The following is a 14,295-nucleotide window of genomic DNA, read 5'->3' as shown; positions in this document are numbered from 1 at the left end:
GGCCTGGGAAGGCCGCCGTCAGTCGCCGTAGGGCACGAGCGTGTCCAGCTCCAGCTCGAACCCGAACGGCTCGGGGATCCGGATCCGGTCGCCGAACTTCCGGTCGCTGCGCGTGTGGTACTCGTCGTGGTTCGGCTCCGAGAAGAGCGTCACCGTCTGCTGGCGCGGGTCGATGATCAGGTAGAGGGGGATCCGCATCACCGCGTAGTCCCGCAGCTTGTCCATCCAGTCGTTCCCCGGGTTGGACTTCGACACGACCTCCACGGCGATGACCGCTTCGTCGGCCGCGAGGCAGCTCAGGTCCGGGACCCGCGCCATAGCCATGTCCGAGCTCGCGACCGCGCTGTCGTTGCCGAACAGATAGCCCGCGGGTGCATGCTGCTCGAACTGGCGCTGCACGAGGCCGACGTTCAGCTGGTGGATGCTGGACGGCGCGGCCTGAATGATCAGGGTGTCGCCGGACCACTCGATCCGGACACCTTCGGGGGCGGTTCGCTGCAGGTCCTCCACGAAGTGGCGGTGCTTCTCGTAGAAGCCCACGGTGTCCTCCCAGGGGTTGCCCCGACCACCGTACGGCAGCCGGGGCGTGGCGGGTGGTCGGGCACGAGGTCACCCCCGGCGGCGGGGTGGGGCGGGGAGGACGGGGCCGGCGGCCTTGAGGGTCCGCAGTACGGGTGAGGACTCCAGGCAGTGGATGCCCCGGAGCGCGCCGAGCCGGTGGGCCAGGTAGGCGTGCAGGTCGGCGGGGCCGCTGCAGAGGGCGTTGGCGACCAGGTTGGTCGGGCCGGTGGTGGCGGCGACGTAGGCCAGCTCCGGGTGCCGGGCCAGGGCGGTGGCCACCTCGTGCAGACGGCCCGGGGCGACCGACAGCCAGAGCAGCGCCTGGGTGGCAGCGCCGAACAGGGTGCTGTCGACCTCCACGTCGAAGAAGAGTGTGCCGCCGGCCCGCAGCTCCGCCAGCCGGCGGGCGATGGTGGCGGGCGACCAGCCGGTGGCGGCGGCCAACTCGGCGAGGCCGGCCCGGCCGTCCCGCTGCAGGGCGGCGAGCAGGTGGTGGTCCGCGTCACCGAGTCCGCCCGGTCCGGCGGCCGGCCCGGGCCCGGCGGCGCCGCCCTCGCTCGGCGCCAGCCGCAGCTGCTGCTCCGCGGTGAGCGCGGTGCCGGTGGCCTGCCAGCCGGTGGGGCCGCCGAGGTAGGTGTGCAGCAGACAGTGCGCGGAGACGGCGGTGATGCTCGCCGTCCGGGGGATGTCCCGGAGCAGCAGGGTGTGGCTGGCGGAGGAGAGCGTGGTGTTCACGATCGCGGTGATCTCGGTGCCGCCGGAGGTGAGCTTCACCCAACTGGTGTCGGGCCGGCGGACCAGCGCCTGCGCCACGTCCTGGGCCGAGTGCGGACTCGCGCTGAGCCGTACCAGCCACTGGGCCCGCCCCGCCCGCTCCGGATCGGCCAGACCGACCACGCGCAGCGAGGCCTCGGCGCGCAGCTGCCGGTACCGGCGGCCGACCGTCTGCGGTGAGACGTCGAGCACGGCGGCGATCCTGCTGAACGGCGCGCGCCCGTCGATGCGCAGCGCGTGGATCAGAGCGCGGTCGAGGTCGTCGAGCATGGTTCAGTATGGCAGGGTCGGTGCCTGGTGGCCGGCGCCCGGTGGCGGCGTGGCCGGGCTACAACTCCACGACGACCAGGCCAAGATGCCCACCGCGGACGACCTCGCAGGCAGCCTGCGGAGCCCGTTCGATGCCGTCGATCCGCACGTGCGGGACGGCGATCTCGCCGCTCCGCAGCCACCCGGCCAACCGGGCCGTCCACTCGGCTCGGGCGGTGGTGGTGGCGACGTCGTCGGCACTGAAGCCGCGCAGGGTGATCCGCTTGAGGATGAGCTGGAAGGAGTCGAGCTCCACCGGGGAGCCGGTACCGGGCCGTGCGGGGTCGAGCTGCCCGGAGAGCGCGCCGACCAGGACGTACCGGGCCCCGGGCCGCGCCACCCGCACGGCCGCCTGGAGCTGGTCGCCGCCGACGCTGTCGAGGAGGACGTCGATGCCGTCCGGCGCGGCCAGCGCCAGCTGCTCCGCCAGCGGTGCCTGCGCACTGCGCACCACGGCGGCGTCGTAGCCGAGTTCGGCGACCAGCCGCTCGGCCTTCGCCGGGGAGCCGGTGCTGCCGATCACCCGTCCGGCGCCGAGCAGTCGGGCGATCCGGCCGGCCATCGAGCCGATGGCGCCGGCCCCGCTGGAGACGAACACCGTGTCACCGGGCCGGAGTTCGACGCCCCGGGTCAGGGCGGCATAGGCGGTCCAGCCCATCGAGAGGCTCGCGACCGGGTCCGGCAGGTCCGCGTCCAGCGGGGTGCACTCGGCGGCGGGCACCACCGCGTACTCGCGCCAGCCCGACCAGTGGGTGACCAGGTCGCCGGACTGCAGGCCGGTGCCCCCGGGCGCCGTCACCACCTCGCCGACCGCCGCACCGACCAGCGTGTCACCGGGGCGCAGGACCGGGAAAGGGGTGCCCTCGGTGGCCCCGGCGATCAGCATCCGCAAGGTGCCGGCGACGTGGAAGAGCCGGTTGCGGACCAGCACCTCGCCGGGCCCCGGCAGCGGCAGCAGAGCCTCGACCACGGCGAAGTCCTCAGGCCGCGGAAGCCCGTGCGGCACGGCGGCGAGGCGGACTTCACGGTGCGTCGTGGGGAGGGCGGTGGGCATGGGAGCTCCTCGGCGTGGAAGGGGACGCTGCCCTGGCGCTGCTGGTCACAGCCCGGGCCGGTGGTTCCCATGGACGGTCACCGGCCCGGGCTGCGACCAGCAACGGGGTCCGCTTGGTGGATTCCTTCCATCCGAGCGCCCCCCAGCCGCGATTTCTCACACCGCCGCTCTCTCCTGTGCCCGTACTTCGGGGGTGCGTGAGCTGACCGAGGATGACGGCACAGCAGTTCGCCGATGCGATGCCGGTACGAAAAGCCCCGCCGGAGCATCGCTCGAACGACTGATGTCCACCTGCGCAGTCCGGTGGCCGACGGAGTGGCGGCGGACAATTGCGGGGTGGTCGGCTAGCGATTCGGGGGAGTCCTATGCACAACACATGGCACTACGATCGATGGATCGACGTCACTGTCCTGCTCCGCGATGACGGGGTCTCCTGCGAACGGGCGATCAAGGCGTTCACAGCTCGCGGTTGGACGATGGCACCTGCCACCAGCGAGGGACGCGACAGCCCGTTCCGGGCCGGCTATCGAGCCCATGTCGTCACGGTCGGCCGCGACGGTGGTCGGTGGCGGGCCCGAGCCGCTGCCGTCTGTGAGGTAGCCGAGCTCATTCGTGTCGCTGGGCTGCGTGGTGCGGAAGTCAGAGATGCCGACTTTCCCGAACGCACCGACGACAATTATCTCTACCGCCTGCACCGTGTTTGGCGGCACACGCACTCCGCGCCGCAGCGGATGATCGGGAGGTGCGCCTGTGCGCTTGGCCTCCTGGACACCGGTGACGTCGCCAGACTGCGGCCGGGAGACAACATCAGAGCGGAGGCCGACCGGCTCGAACGGCTGCGGGGCCATCGGGTCGGCGATCACATGCTCCGAGAGACCTGGATGGATCAACCGCCCAAGCCGCGCGACCCGGCCGCTGCGAGCCGCGAGGCGGCGAGCGAGGCACCGAGGATCAGTGATGAGGCGGGGTCCGTCCTGTTTCTCGCCCTGTTCACGATGTCCCTTCTCCTCGGTGCCGAACTGCCGCCGGCCCGTACCGCGAACGTGCGCGCTCTGCTGGCGGCGGCACTCCTGCTGACACTCCTGGGGGCCATGGCCTTCGTCCACTGCAGCGGGCGCCGCCGCGACGGGCTGCCCATGCTTCGGCTCATCGCCCTGACGTGCTTCGCAAGCGCGGCCATCACGGTCATCCCCGCCACCTTGGGCGCCGTCCTGAGCAGCAGAGTTCCCCACCTGGGGCCGAAGGTGCCGGTCCAGATCGTCCTGGTGCTGTTCGGGGCCGTCGGAACGGCGTTGCTGGCCCGTCGCTCCTGGCTCGTGCGGGCCGGCCTGGTTGCCGTGCCCGTGGCGCTCACACTGCTGCGGCCGGTGCTGCCCGTCGGCGCGAGCACGCTCTATGAGGTGTACCTGGAGGACTTCGGCCTGAGGGCGGCCGAGCTGCCCGTCTCCACCCTCTGGCGCACCCTTGCGGGACTGAGTGTCGTCTTCCTCGTCCTCAAGGTGCTGCTGGTACCGCTGGGCGCACTGGGATGGCTGCGCTACTTCCATGTCAGGTTCCGGCCAGCCATGACGGCTTACCCCGTGGTGGCCCTCTTCCTCATGACATGGGTGCTCCTGACCATCCAGGGCGCCATGAATCATCCGGCGCGCGCCGCGGACAAGCTCCGCTCGCAGGCTGTCGCCGGGCGGCCGCCAACCGCGTACTTCGGTGTCCAGCCACGTCTGGTCTGCGTCAGGGCGCTGTCTGCGAACATCCCGATCGACGGTGAGAGCCTGCCGACGGCACGGCCGCTGCTCTGGTTCGGCACGGTCACCGACCGCGCACCGCTCTGGGATCCACGGACGGGTGAGACCACCCGTCCGTTCGCGCGCGATGTGGCGATCGTTCCGGCGCACCCTGACGCGACCACCGGGGCACTCGGCTGCTGAGGCCCCTCAGCGCCCAGCCGCAGCCTCGGTGAGCCGCTGTGCCACGCTCGGTGCTCCTGCCCAGTGCAGGTGGAGGTAGCTCGCGTGGACGTTGTCCGCTGTGAAGCCCTCGGTGTGGGGGGTGCCGGTCGGGGTGCGCCAGGCCCAGGCGGGGGTGGGGCCGTTGCCCGGGGTGCAGGTGGTGCGGTGGAACTCGTGGCCGCGGATGCGGGTGCCGGCGGCGGCGAGTGGGCTGTCGTGCAGGGCGACGGCCTCGCGGTAGCCGAGGGTGAGGCGCTCGGTCATCCGGGCGGTGGTGTCGAGCACGCCGCACATCGGGCGCCCGTCCAACTCGCGTCCCAGGTAGAGCAGTCCGGCGCACTCGGCGGCGATCGGGGCGCCGCCGGCGGCGAGGTCGGCGATCGCCGCGCGCAGCGGGGCGTTGTCGCTCAGCTGGGCCGCGTAGACCTCGGGGAACCCGCCGCCGATCACCAGGGCGGACGTGCCGTCGGGCAGGCGGGTGTCGTGCAGCGGGTCGAAGGGGAGCAGCTCCGCCCCGGCGGCGGTGAGGAGTTCGGCGTTCTCCGCGTAGGAGAACGAGAAGGCGGGGCCGGTGGCCAGCGCGATCCGGGGGCGGCCGGCGACCGGGGTGACCTCGGCGGCCGGGTCCCAGGCCTCGGCGCGCAGCGGCGGGGCGGAGCGGGCCAGCGCCAGCACGGCGTCCAGGTCCACCGAGGCGGCGATGAGTTCGCCCATCTCGGCGACGGCGCGCAGCGCCTCGGCGGAGCGCTCCACCACCGGCACCAGGCCCAGGTGGCGGGAGGGCGTGGCGACGGCCGCGGTGCGGCGCACCGCGCCGAGCACCGGCACGCCAGCGCCCTCCTCCAGGGCCTCGCGCAGCAGGTGCTCGTGCCGGTCGGAGGCGACCCGGTTGAGGATCACCCCGGCCAGGCGCACTTCGGGGTCCCAGGAGGCGAAGCCGTGCACCAGCGCGGCCACCGAGCGGGACTGCGAGGAGCCGTCCACCACCAGGACCACCGGCGCCCGCAGCAGCTTGGCGACCTGCGCGGTGGAGGCCAGCTCGCCGCGCCCGGAGGCGCCGTCGAACATCCCCATGACGCCCTCGACCACCGCCAGGTCGGCCCCGGCGGCGCCGTGCCGCAGCAGCGGCTCGATCCGCTCGGGGCCGCACAGGAAGGCGTCCAGGTTGCGCCCCGGCCGGCCGGTGGCCAGGCCGTGGTAGCCCGGGTCGATGTAGTCGGGGCCGACCTTGTGGGGGGAGACCTTCAGGCCGCGCGCGGTGAGCGCGGCCATCAGGCCGGTGGCGACGGTGGTCTTGCCCGCGCCCGAGGAGGGGGCGGCGATCACGACCCGGGGGAGGTGCGGCACAGCTGTTCCTACCACTCGATCCCGCGCTGGCCCTTGCGGCCGGCGTCCATCGGATGCTTCACCTTGGTCATCTCGGTGACCAGGTCGGCCAGTTCGAGCAGCGGCTCGGGTGCGTAGCGGCCGGTGATCACGACGTGTTGGGAGCCGGGACGCTCCCGCAGCACCTCCACCACCTCGGCGACGTCCACCCAGCCCCAGTGCATGGGGTAGGTGAACTCGTCCAGCACGTACAGCCGGTAGGTCTCGGCGGCGAGGTCGCGCTTGACCTGCTGCCAACCCTCCTTCGCCGCCTCCTCGCTGGACTCCAGATCCCGCTGCACCCAGGACCAGCCCTCGCCCATCTTGTGCCAGGTGACGCTGCCGCCCTCGCCGGAGGCGCCCAGCACCTTCAGCGCGTTCTCCTCGCCCACCTTCCACTTGGCGGACTTGACGAACTGGAACACCCCGATCGGCCAGCCCTGGTTCCAGGTGCGCAGCGCGAGCCCGAAGGCGGCGGTCGACTTGCCCTTGCCAGGACCGGTGTGCACGGCGGTGATCGGCTGGGTACGGCGCTGACGGGTCGTCAGGCCGTCGTCGGGGACGGTCTCGGGCTTGCCCTGGGGCATCGGGTCACGCTGCCTTTCGCGCGGAGGGGAGGGCGGAGGGACGGGCGGAGGGGAGGGAGGGGGAACGGTGGGCGTGCACCAGGGCGGCCACGCCCTCGGCGCGCAGCTCGTCCAAGGTGACGGTGGTGGCGCGCAGTTGGGCCGCCAGGGTGCCGGCGAGGCCGAGTCGCACCGGCCCCGACTCGCAGTCCAGCACCACGGCGGCGGTGCCCTGGGCGGCCAGCAGGCCGGCGGCCCGGCCCGCCTCGCCGAGCGCCGCGCGCCCGCCGGTGGCCCGTCCGTCGGTGACCACGACGAGCAGCGGGCGGCGCAGCGGATCGCGCAGCCGCTCCAGCCGCAGCACCTCGTGGGCCCGCAGCAGCCCGGCGGCCAGCGGGGTGCGGCCGCCGGTGGGCAACTGCTCCAGGCGGGCCGCGCCGACCTCCACCGAGGAGGTGGGCGGCAGCGCCAGTTCGGCCCCGGCGCCGCGGAAGGTGATCAGGCCGATCTTGTCCCGGCGCTGGTAGGCGTCCATCAGCAGCGAGAGCACCGCGCCCTTGACCGCGGTCATCCGCTGCCGGGCCGCCATCGAGCCGGAGGCGTCGACCACGAAGAGCACCAGGTTGGACTCCCGTCCGTGGCGCACCTGTTCGCGGAAGTCGTCGCTGCGCAGCTCCAGCGCCCGCCCCGCCCGGCCCCGGGCCAGCTGGTGCGGAGCGGCGGCCCGCAGGGTGGCGGACAGGTGCAGCCGGGTCAGCGTGCCCTGCGGGCGCCGGGCGCGCACCGTGTGGCCGCCGTCGGTCTCGGCGGGCGAGCGCCGGCCCTGGGTGCCGTGGCCGGTGCCGGGGACCTTGAACAGCCTTGTCCGGTACGGGTGTTCGGCTGCCACGGGGGCGGACTCGCGGGACGGCGCGGCCGGGTTGGGCAGCCGCGGCGGGGTGTCGGTGGCGGGTTCGGCCGGTGCCGAGGGCTCGGCGGGCTGCGACGCGGCGGGGTCGGGCGCACCACCGCCGTCCGGCCCGCCCTCGGGCCCGCCGTCCGGTCCGTCGTGGTCCGGACCGCCTTCCGGCCCGTCGCCGCCGTCCTGCGGGCCACCGTCGTCCGGACCGCTGCCCTGCGGCCCGTCGCCCTCCGGCGGCTCCGGCTCCTCGCCGCCCTGCTGGCCGTGCTCGTCCAGCGTCCGCTCCAGCTGCTCCTCGTCCAGCCCGGGCGCGTCGAACGGATTGCGCCGGCGCCGGTGCGGCAGCGCGAGCCGCGCCGCCATGCGGACGTCGTCCTCGGCCACCGCCGTGCGCCCGTCCCAGGCCGCCAGCGCGACCGCCGTGCGGGCCATCACGATGTCGGCGCGCAGCCCGTCCACCTCGAAGGCCGCGCAGACGGCGGTGATCTGCCGCAGCGCCGCGTCGCCGAGCACCACCGAGGGCAGCAGCCCGCGCGCGGTGGTGATCCGCTCGGCCAGCGCCCGCTCCTCGTCCTGGTAGCGGGCCGCGAAGCCGGCCGGGTCCGCGTCGTAGGCGAGCCGGCGGCGCACCACCTCGGCCCGCTCCACCGGGTCCCGGGTGGCCGCGATCTCCACGGTCAGCCCGAACCGGTCGAGCAGCTGCGGACGCAGCTCGCCCTCCTCCGGGTTCATCGTGCCCACCAGCAGGAACCGCGCCGCGTGCCGCACCGAGACGCCCTCGCGCTCCACGTACGAGCGCCCCATCGCCGCGGCGTCCAGCAGCAGGTCCACCACGTGGTCCTGGAGCAGGTTGACCTCGTCGATGTAGAGCACGCCGCGGTGCGCCTGGGCCAGCAGGCCGGGCTCGTAGGCCTTCACGCCCTGGGCGAGGGCCCGCTCCAGGTCCAGCGAGCCGACGATCCGGTCCTCGGTCACCCCGACCGGCAGCTCCACCAGGCTTGCGGGGCGCGCCAGTTCACCCGGCGCGGGGTGCGGGCCGTCCGGGCACTGCGGGTCCGGCGCCGCCGGGTCGCAGGCGAAGCGGCAGCCGTCGACCACCGTGATCGAGGGCAGCAGCCCGGCCAGCGCGCGCACCATGGTCGACTTGGCGGTGCCCTTCTCGCCGCGCACCAGCACCCCGCCGACGGCCGGCGAGACGGCGTTCAGCAGCAGGCCGAGCCGCAGGTCCGCCATGCCGACGATCGCGGTGAAGGGGTATCGGACGTCGCTCACGGGCGGTCACCTTCCATAGTGCGCGCAGCCGGCGCGCCCGGGGGTACGAACGGTGCGTCGCCGACGACGCCGCCCTCGATCAGCCGCCACAGCGCGTCGGTGTCGGCGTGCTCCTCGATCAGGTCGCCCAGCCGGTCCAGCCGGGCCTCGCGGGCGGCGGCGAACGCGGTGTCGGGGGCCGGGGTGAAGTCCCGTCCGGCGAGCGCGGCCACCTCGCGCAGGAACGCGCGGCGGAAGCCGTCGTTCTCCAGCGCCCCGTGCCAGGTGGTGCCCCAGACCGCGCCCTCGCGGCAGCCGTCCAGGAAGGCCTCTCCGCCCTCCACGGTCACCACCCCGTGGTGGATCTCGTAGCCCTCGACCCGCTCGCCGAAGGCCTCGCCGACCGGTCGGGCGAGCACCTTCTCCGGGCCGAACTCGACCGCGGTCGGCAGCAGCCCCAGACCGTCCACCTGCCCCGCGCCCGACTCCACGACGTCGGTGATCCGCCGCCCCAGCATCTGGTAGCCGCCGCAGATCCCGAGCACCGGGCGTCCGGCGGCGGCCCGCTCGCGCAGCGTCCGCTCCAGGCCGCGCTCGCGCAGCCAGGCGAGGTCGGCGACGGTGGCCCGGGTGCCGGGCAGCACCACGAGGTCGGCGTCGGCCAGCTCCTCGGGGCGGGTGGCCCAGCGCACCAGCACCCCGGGTTCCTGGGCCAGCGCGTCCAGGTCGGTGAAGTTGGACAGCCGGGGGAAGCGCGGCACGGCCACCCGCAGCACGTCCGCGCCGTACGGGCCGACCGCCTCCGTGTGCGCCACCGCGGTGGACAGGTCCAGCGAGTCCTCGGCGTCCAGCCACAGGCCCGCCAGCATCGGCAGGGTGCCGAGCACCGGACGGCCGGTCAGCTCGTGCAGCATGTCCAGGCCGGGCTTCAGCAGCCGGGCGTCGCCGCGGAACTTGTTCACCAGCCAGCCCGCCACCAGGCGCTGGTCCTCGGCCGAGAGCAGCGCCAGGGTGCCGAACATCGCGGCGAACACCCCGCCGCGGTCGATGTCGCCGACCACCACCACCGGCAGCTCGGCGGCCCTGGCCAGGCCCATGTTGGCGATGTCGCCGGCGCGCAGGTTGATCTCGGCGGGTGAGCCCGCGCCCTCGCAGATCACCACGTCGAAGCGGCGGCGCAGGTCCGCCAGGCACTCCAGCGAGCGCTCCAGCAGATAGGGCTTGCGGTCCCGGTAGTCGAGCGCGCCGACCTCGCCGACCGGGCGGCCGAGCAGCACCACCTGGCTGCGCCCGTCGGCGCCCGGCTTGAGCAGCACCGGGTTCATCGCCGCCTCCGGCTCGACCCGGGCCGCCTGGGCCTGCATCACCTGGGCGCGCCCGATCTCGGCGCCGTCCAGGGTGACCATCGAGTTGAGCGACATGTTCTGCGCCTTGAACGGGGCCACCTTGACGCCCCGGCGCACCAGCCAGCGGCAGATCCCGGCGGTCACCACGCTCTTGCCGGCATCCGAGGTGGTGCCGGCCACCAGCAGTGCGTTGCTCATATCCGCTCCTTGTGGGTCAGCGTCCGCACGGCCAGGCGCAGCGCCACCGTGGTCCCCAGCGCCAGCAGCCCGACCCGGCGCGAGAGCCGGCAGGCCCGCTCGATGTCCGCCACCGCGACCGGGCGCAGTTCGGCGCCGAGCACCGGCCGGTGCTCCACCTTGGCGCCGTAGTGCAGCGTGCCGCCCAGGCGTACGCCCAGCGCGCCCGCGAAGGCCGATTCGGCCTGCCCGGCGTTCGGGCTCGGGTGCGCGCCGCCGTCGCGCCGCCAGACGCGCCAGGCGGTGTCCCGGCGCTCCGCCGCGGCCACCGTGAGCAGCGCGGTCAGCCGGGCGCCGGGCCAGCCGGCCACGTCGTCCAGCCGGGCCGCGGCCCAGCCGAACCGGCGGTAGCGCGCCGACTTGTGACCCACCATCGCGTCCAGCGTGTTGACGGCCCGGAACGCGAGCAGCCCGGGGGCGCCCGCGACCGCGCCCCAGACCAGGGCGTTGACCACGGCGTCGGCGGTGTTCTCGGCCACCGACTCGACCACGGCGCGGGCCAGCTGCTGCTCGTCCAGCGCGCTCGGGTCGCGCCCGCACAGGTGCGGCAGGCGCCGGCGGGCGGCTGCCAGATCACCGGCGGTCAGCGCGGCGCCGACGGTACGGGCCTCGCGGGCGAGCGAACTGCCGCCGAGCACGGTCCAGGTGGCGGCGGCGGTCAGCGCGGCGGCGCCCGCCCGGTGCCGGCCGGCCAGCTGCTGCACGCCCGCCGCGCCCGCCGCCACCGCGGTGACGCAGAGCGCGGTGTGCAGCGCCCCCGCCCCGCGGTGGTCGCGCCAGAGCGCGCGTTCCAGCCGTCCGGCCGCCCGGCCGAAGGCGGCCACCGGGTGGCCGCGGCGCGGGTCGCCGAACCGGGCGTCGGCGGCGTAGCCGGCCAGGGCGCCGAGGGCGTACGGCAGCGCGCGGTGGGAAACCCCCGCCATCTGTTGCGTGTCCTCACTCAGGGTCCGCGCCCTGGATCGACGAAACGGGGGCGAGAGTCTCCTGGCTCCCGGGTGGTGACGCACCCCCGGGCCTTCCAACGGCCCTGTGGCGGACCGCCGTGACCGTTCGTCGGGCGTGCTCCCCGGTGACAGTGGCGGGACCGCGCCGGATTCGCACCGGCTTCCTCTCCATGCCTCCGATTGGCCCAAGGATCCCATCACGCGCGCGAAGCGGGAGTCAACCAGGTCACCGGCCGAGTCGGTCACACCACCGGGGCGCCCGGGCCGGTGCCGGACCAGCGGCGGGGGCGCCGGCCGGCGCCCCCGCCGCTGGCCGATCGTCCAACGGCGGTCGGCGGGCCGCCGACCGGCTTCGTGCGTTCCGCGGGTGGGGGCGCCGCGACCCCGACTCTAGCGTCGGCCCATGCGAAGAAGCAGGCCACCGGCCCCCACCCCGGTCCCGTTCTCCCCGCGGGCCGCCCGCGCCCACCGCGAGAGCCTCGGCCTGACACCCGAACAGGTGGTGCGCGCGATGTCCGCGCACGGCGTGCGCCTGCTCGCGCCCCACCTGACCGCCTGGGAGAGCGGCGAGCTGCGCCCCACCGAGCGGGAGTTCATCGCGCTGGCCCGGGCCCTGTGGTGCCCGGCGGCCGAGCTGATGGGCGCACCGCCCGCCTCGCTGCGCGACTTCCGGGTGGCCCGGGAGCTGACCGTGGAGCAGGCCGCGGCCCGGATCGGGATGGGCCCGGACGCCTACCTCGGCGCCGAGCGCACCGGGCGCTGGAGCGGAACCCCGGAGCAGAGCGCCGCGCTGGTCGAGGTGCTCGGCCTGACCCTGCGGGACCTGGTGCTGCGGGTGTGCGGCGCGGGCGAGGCGCTCGACCAGCGGCTGCGGAGTTGCGTCGAGGGGCGCTGGCAGGCCCAGCTGCCGGCGGTGGCGGCGCTGGTGCCGGTGCCGCGGCCGAGCCTGGCCGCGGTGCTGGCCGCGCTCCCGGGCGAGTACCAGGTGGCCTCGCACTGGGGCGCCGGCTCCTGGGGCACCCCGGCGCCCGCCGCAAAGGGCCCGCGGTCCGCGGAGCCGGCGGTGCCGCGGCTCGACCGCTTCTGGGCGCTGCTGGCCCGCCAGGACACCGGTGGGATCCCGGTCTGACCTGCCGCCGGGGTGCTCCGCGGCTCAGAAGAGCGCGTAGCCCAGCCACCCCGCCAGCAGGCCCGCCGCCAGCAGCACCGTGCCGAGCCCGTAGGCCCGCCCCCGCTTGTCCGAGTGGCGGGCCAGCAGGAAGAGGAAGACCAGGCCGAACCCCGCCAGCAGCACGGCCACCACCATCACGGCCCCGCCGAGGACGGGCCCCAGCGTGCCGGAGTGGTCCGCGGGATTGGGGTGCGCTATCGCGGCAAGTTCCACAGCGCCGTCCTATCTGTTCTCATCTGTTCCCACCGCGGCCGGGCCGCGGACTAACCCGTCGGCTGTTCGGCCGGCGGGAGGTTGATCTTCGGCATGTCCTTGAGGCCAGCCTCGATCTTGGACAGTGTCTGCACGTCCGACTCGATACCGCCGCCAGCAGCATAGATGGCCGTGTTGAGACCGGTGCTGAAGCCGTCCTTGGCGCCGGTCTCGCGCAGGGTGGCGCGGTAGCTGAGGTTCTCACCGCCCAGCAGGCCCTTCTCCTCCAGGGCGTTGAAGACCTCGTGGTTGGTCGCGTTGCCGAGGCCGCCGGTGGCGGCGTTGGTGAGCGCGTCCTGCCAGTCCTGGCTGCCGGTGGCGCCGCCCCACAGGTCGGCGGTGAGTCCGCCGGAGACGTTGCCCAGCGCGCCGTTGACGGTGGTGCCCAGCCGGCCGTCCCCGCTGAGGATGTCGGCCAGCTTCCCGGACGCGCTCGGCGCCAGGCCCGCGCCGAGGCCGGTGACGACCGCGGTGCCGAGCGCTTCGCGCGACCCGGTGGTCATGTCCCCGGTGAGGTCGACCTTCTGCCCGGTGGCAGCCTGGTTGAGCGCCATCGCGCCGGTGTCGGCCACGAAGTTGGTGACGAAGGCTTCGCCGCCCTTCTTGAGGAAGGCGGCCCCGAACTTCGCCACGAAGACCAGCATCTTCTCCAACAGCTGCGCGTACTTCTCGGCCATTCCGGTGAACTTCGCGATCAGCGCGGCGACCTTCTCGGCCGCCGTGGTAAAGGCCTTCACCAGGTCCGTGATCTTGGCGACCTTGGAGACCACCGCCGCGTTGGCCAGCAGGTCGGACAGGAATCCGGTGAAGAGCGAGAGCGCGGCCCCCGCCACCTCCATCTCGGCGATCTGCACCCCGATGTCGATGATCTGCTCGTTGATCGAGTCGATCGTGTCGGCGTACTCGCGCAGACCGGCGGCGACCTGGTGGAAGTTGCCGGCGACATCCTGGATGACCTTCTTCTGGGCGGCCCATGCCTGTCCGAAGGCCGTGCGGGCCGCGCCCGACCAGTCCTTCTGGTCCAGGCCCTCGATGGCGAGGTCGATGCCGGTGGCCAGGCCGGTGAGCTCATCGCCCATCGCGTCCCAGGCAGCCGCCATCTTGCGCAGCTGGTCGCCGTCGCCGCCCGGCAGCTCCACGCCGCAGGCCTGCAGGACCTCAAGGACCTTGTGGTCTATCGCACCGTTGAACGACATGCCGTCAGCCTCTCAGGCCGTCTGTCCGACGGAGGACATCTTCTGGTGCGCGGCGGCCTCCGCCGCCGCGTAGGCGGACGCGGTCGCCCGCAGCCGGTCGGCGTTGCCGCCCAGCACCTGGTGCAGCTGCCCGAGCGCCTTGGTGGTGCTGCCGAGCAGGCTCTGGTACTGGCTCAGCGCGCCGTCGCAGGCCCCGAGCAGGCCGAACGCCTGGCCGGCGGTGTCCGCGGCCGAGGTGAAGGAGGACACCTGCCCGTTGAACTGCCCGGCCTCGGTGTCGAACCTGCCGGCCAGCGAGGTGAGTGAGGCCGGGTGGACCTCGAACTGGCCGCCCCCGCCGCCGTCTGTGCCCGCGTTCATCGCTGTTCTCCCGTTGCTCCGGCGTTCAGGCCCCCGTGGCCGCAGTCGCGCGCATCATG

The 14,295-nt window shown here is 74.3% G+C and carries 13 protein-coding genes and 1 riboswitch; of the genes, 2 read left to right on the top strand and 11 right to left on the bottom strand.

Annotation, left to right across the window (positions count from 1 at the left end; genetic code table 11):
* Window positions 1-18: 18 nt before the first annotated feature.
* From OG294_RS12750 to OG294_RS12740, 3 genes are all read right to left on the bottom strand, one after another.
* On the bottom strand, window positions 19-540 hold the full coding sequence (locus OG294_RS12750; RefSeq protein WP_327066601.1) for a Uma2 family endonuclease: 522 nt from the start codon (window positions 538-540) through the stop codon (window positions 19-21).
* A 69-nt stretch (window positions 541-609) separates the two neighbouring features.
* A complete protein-coding gene (locus OG294_RS12745; RefSeq protein WP_327066600.1) occupies window positions 610-1,605 on the bottom strand; it encodes an Lrp/AsnC family transcriptional regulator in 996 nt (331 codons plus the stop codon).
* 58 nt (window positions 1,606-1,663) lie between these two features.
* The gene (locus tag OG294_RS12740) at window positions 1,664-2,698 is read right to left on the bottom strand and encodes an MDR family NADP-dependent oxidoreductase (protein WP_327066599.1); all 1,035 of its coding nucleotides are present in this window, start codon (window positions 2,696-2,698) and stop codon (window positions 1,664-1,666) included.
* A 365-nt stretch (window positions 2,699-3,063) separates the two neighbouring features.
* On the opposite strand from OG294_RS12740, the gene OG294_RS12735 reads away from it, so the two are divergent.
* Window positions 3,064-4,626, top strand: coding sequence for a hypothetical protein (locus OG294_RS12735; RefSeq protein ID WP_327066598.1), 1,563 nt, complete (start codon window positions 3,064-3,066; stop codon window positions 4,624-4,626).
* A gap of 6 nt (window positions 4,627-4,632) precedes the next feature.
* Here OG294_RS12735 and OG294_RS12730 read toward each other — a convergent pair whose 3' ends face one another.
* From OG294_RS12730 to OG294_RS12710, 5 genes are read right to left on the bottom strand one after another with little or no spacing between them, the layout of a single operon-like run.
* Window positions 4,633-5,994, bottom strand: a complete 1,362-nt coding sequence (locus OG294_RS12730) for a cobyrinate a,c-diamide synthase (protein WP_327066597.1) — start codon at window positions 5,992-5,994, stop codon at window positions 4,633-4,635.
* Window positions 5,995-6,002: 8 nt separating this feature from the next.
* A complete protein-coding gene (cobO, locus tag OG294_RS12725; protein WP_327066596.1) occupies window positions 6,003-6,599 on the bottom strand; it encodes a cob(I)yrinic acid a,c-diamide adenosyltransferase in 597 nt (198 codons plus the stop codon).
* Window positions 6,600-6,603: 4 nt separating this feature from the next.
* A complete protein-coding gene (locus tag OG294_RS12720) occupies window positions 6,604-8,712 on the bottom strand; it encodes a putative cobaltochelatase (RefSeq protein ID WP_442789325.1) in 2,109 nt (702 codons plus the stop codon).
* Between the two features lie 35 nt (window positions 8,713-8,747).
* Complete coding sequence (locus OG294_RS12715) at window positions 8,748-10,274, bottom strand: cobyric acid synthase (protein ID WP_327066594.1); 1,527 nt, start codon at window positions 10,272-10,274, stop codon at window positions 8,748-8,750.
* Window positions 10,271-11,236: a cobalamin biosynthesis protein gene (locus OG294_RS12710; RefSeq protein ID WP_327066593.1), complete on the bottom strand. Its 966-nt coding sequence runs from the start codon at window positions 11,234-11,236 to the stop codon at window positions 10,271-10,273. The genes OG294_RS12715 and OG294_RS12710 overlap by 4 nt, the downstream gene beginning before the upstream one ends.
* A gap of 32 nt (window positions 11,237-11,268) precedes the next feature.
* A riboswitch (cobalamin riboswitch) is annotated at window positions 11,269-11,450 on the bottom strand.
* Window positions 11,451-11,660: 210 nt separating this feature from the next.
* On the opposite strand from OG294_RS12710, the gene OG294_RS12705 reads away from it, so the two are divergent.
* Window positions 11,661-12,386 carry an XRE family transcriptional regulator gene (locus tag OG294_RS12705; RefSeq protein WP_327066592.1) on the top strand — a complete coding sequence of 242 codons (726 nt, stop codon included), beginning with the start codon at window positions 11,661-11,663 and terminating at the stop codon, window positions 12,384-12,386.
* A gap of 24 nt (window positions 12,387-12,410) precedes the next feature.
* On the opposite strand, the gene OG294_RS12700 is transcribed toward OG294_RS12705, so the two are convergent.
* From OG294_RS12700 to OG294_RS12690, 3 genes are read right to left on the bottom strand one after another with little or no spacing between them, the layout of a single operon-like run.
* Window positions 12,411-12,641, bottom strand: coding sequence for a hypothetical protein (locus OG294_RS12700; RefSeq protein WP_327066591.1), 231 nt, complete (start codon window positions 12,639-12,641; stop codon window positions 12,411-12,413).
* A gap of 50 nt (window positions 12,642-12,691) precedes the next feature.
* The gene (locus tag OG294_RS12695) at window positions 12,692-13,876 is read right to left on the bottom strand and encodes a WXG100 family type VII secretion target (RefSeq protein WP_327066590.1); all 1,185 of its coding nucleotides are present in this window, start codon (window positions 13,874-13,876) and stop codon (window positions 12,692-12,694) included.
* A 12-nt stretch (window positions 13,877-13,888) separates the two neighbouring features.
* A complete protein-coding gene (locus tag OG294_RS12690) occupies window positions 13,889-14,236 on the bottom strand; it encodes a type VII secretion target (protein ID WP_327066589.1) in 348 nt (115 codons plus the stop codon).
* Window positions 14,237-14,295: the final 59 nt, after the last annotated feature.

Origin of the sequence: Kitasatospora sp. NBC_01302 (assembly GCF_035976515.1) — a bacterium.
Taxonomy (GTDB): Bacteria; Actinomycetota; Actinomycetes; order Streptomycetales; family Streptomycetaceae; genus Kitasatospora.
Note: the sequence above shows the minus strand (reverse complement) of the source record. Positions and strands in the feature narration are given on the sequence as shown.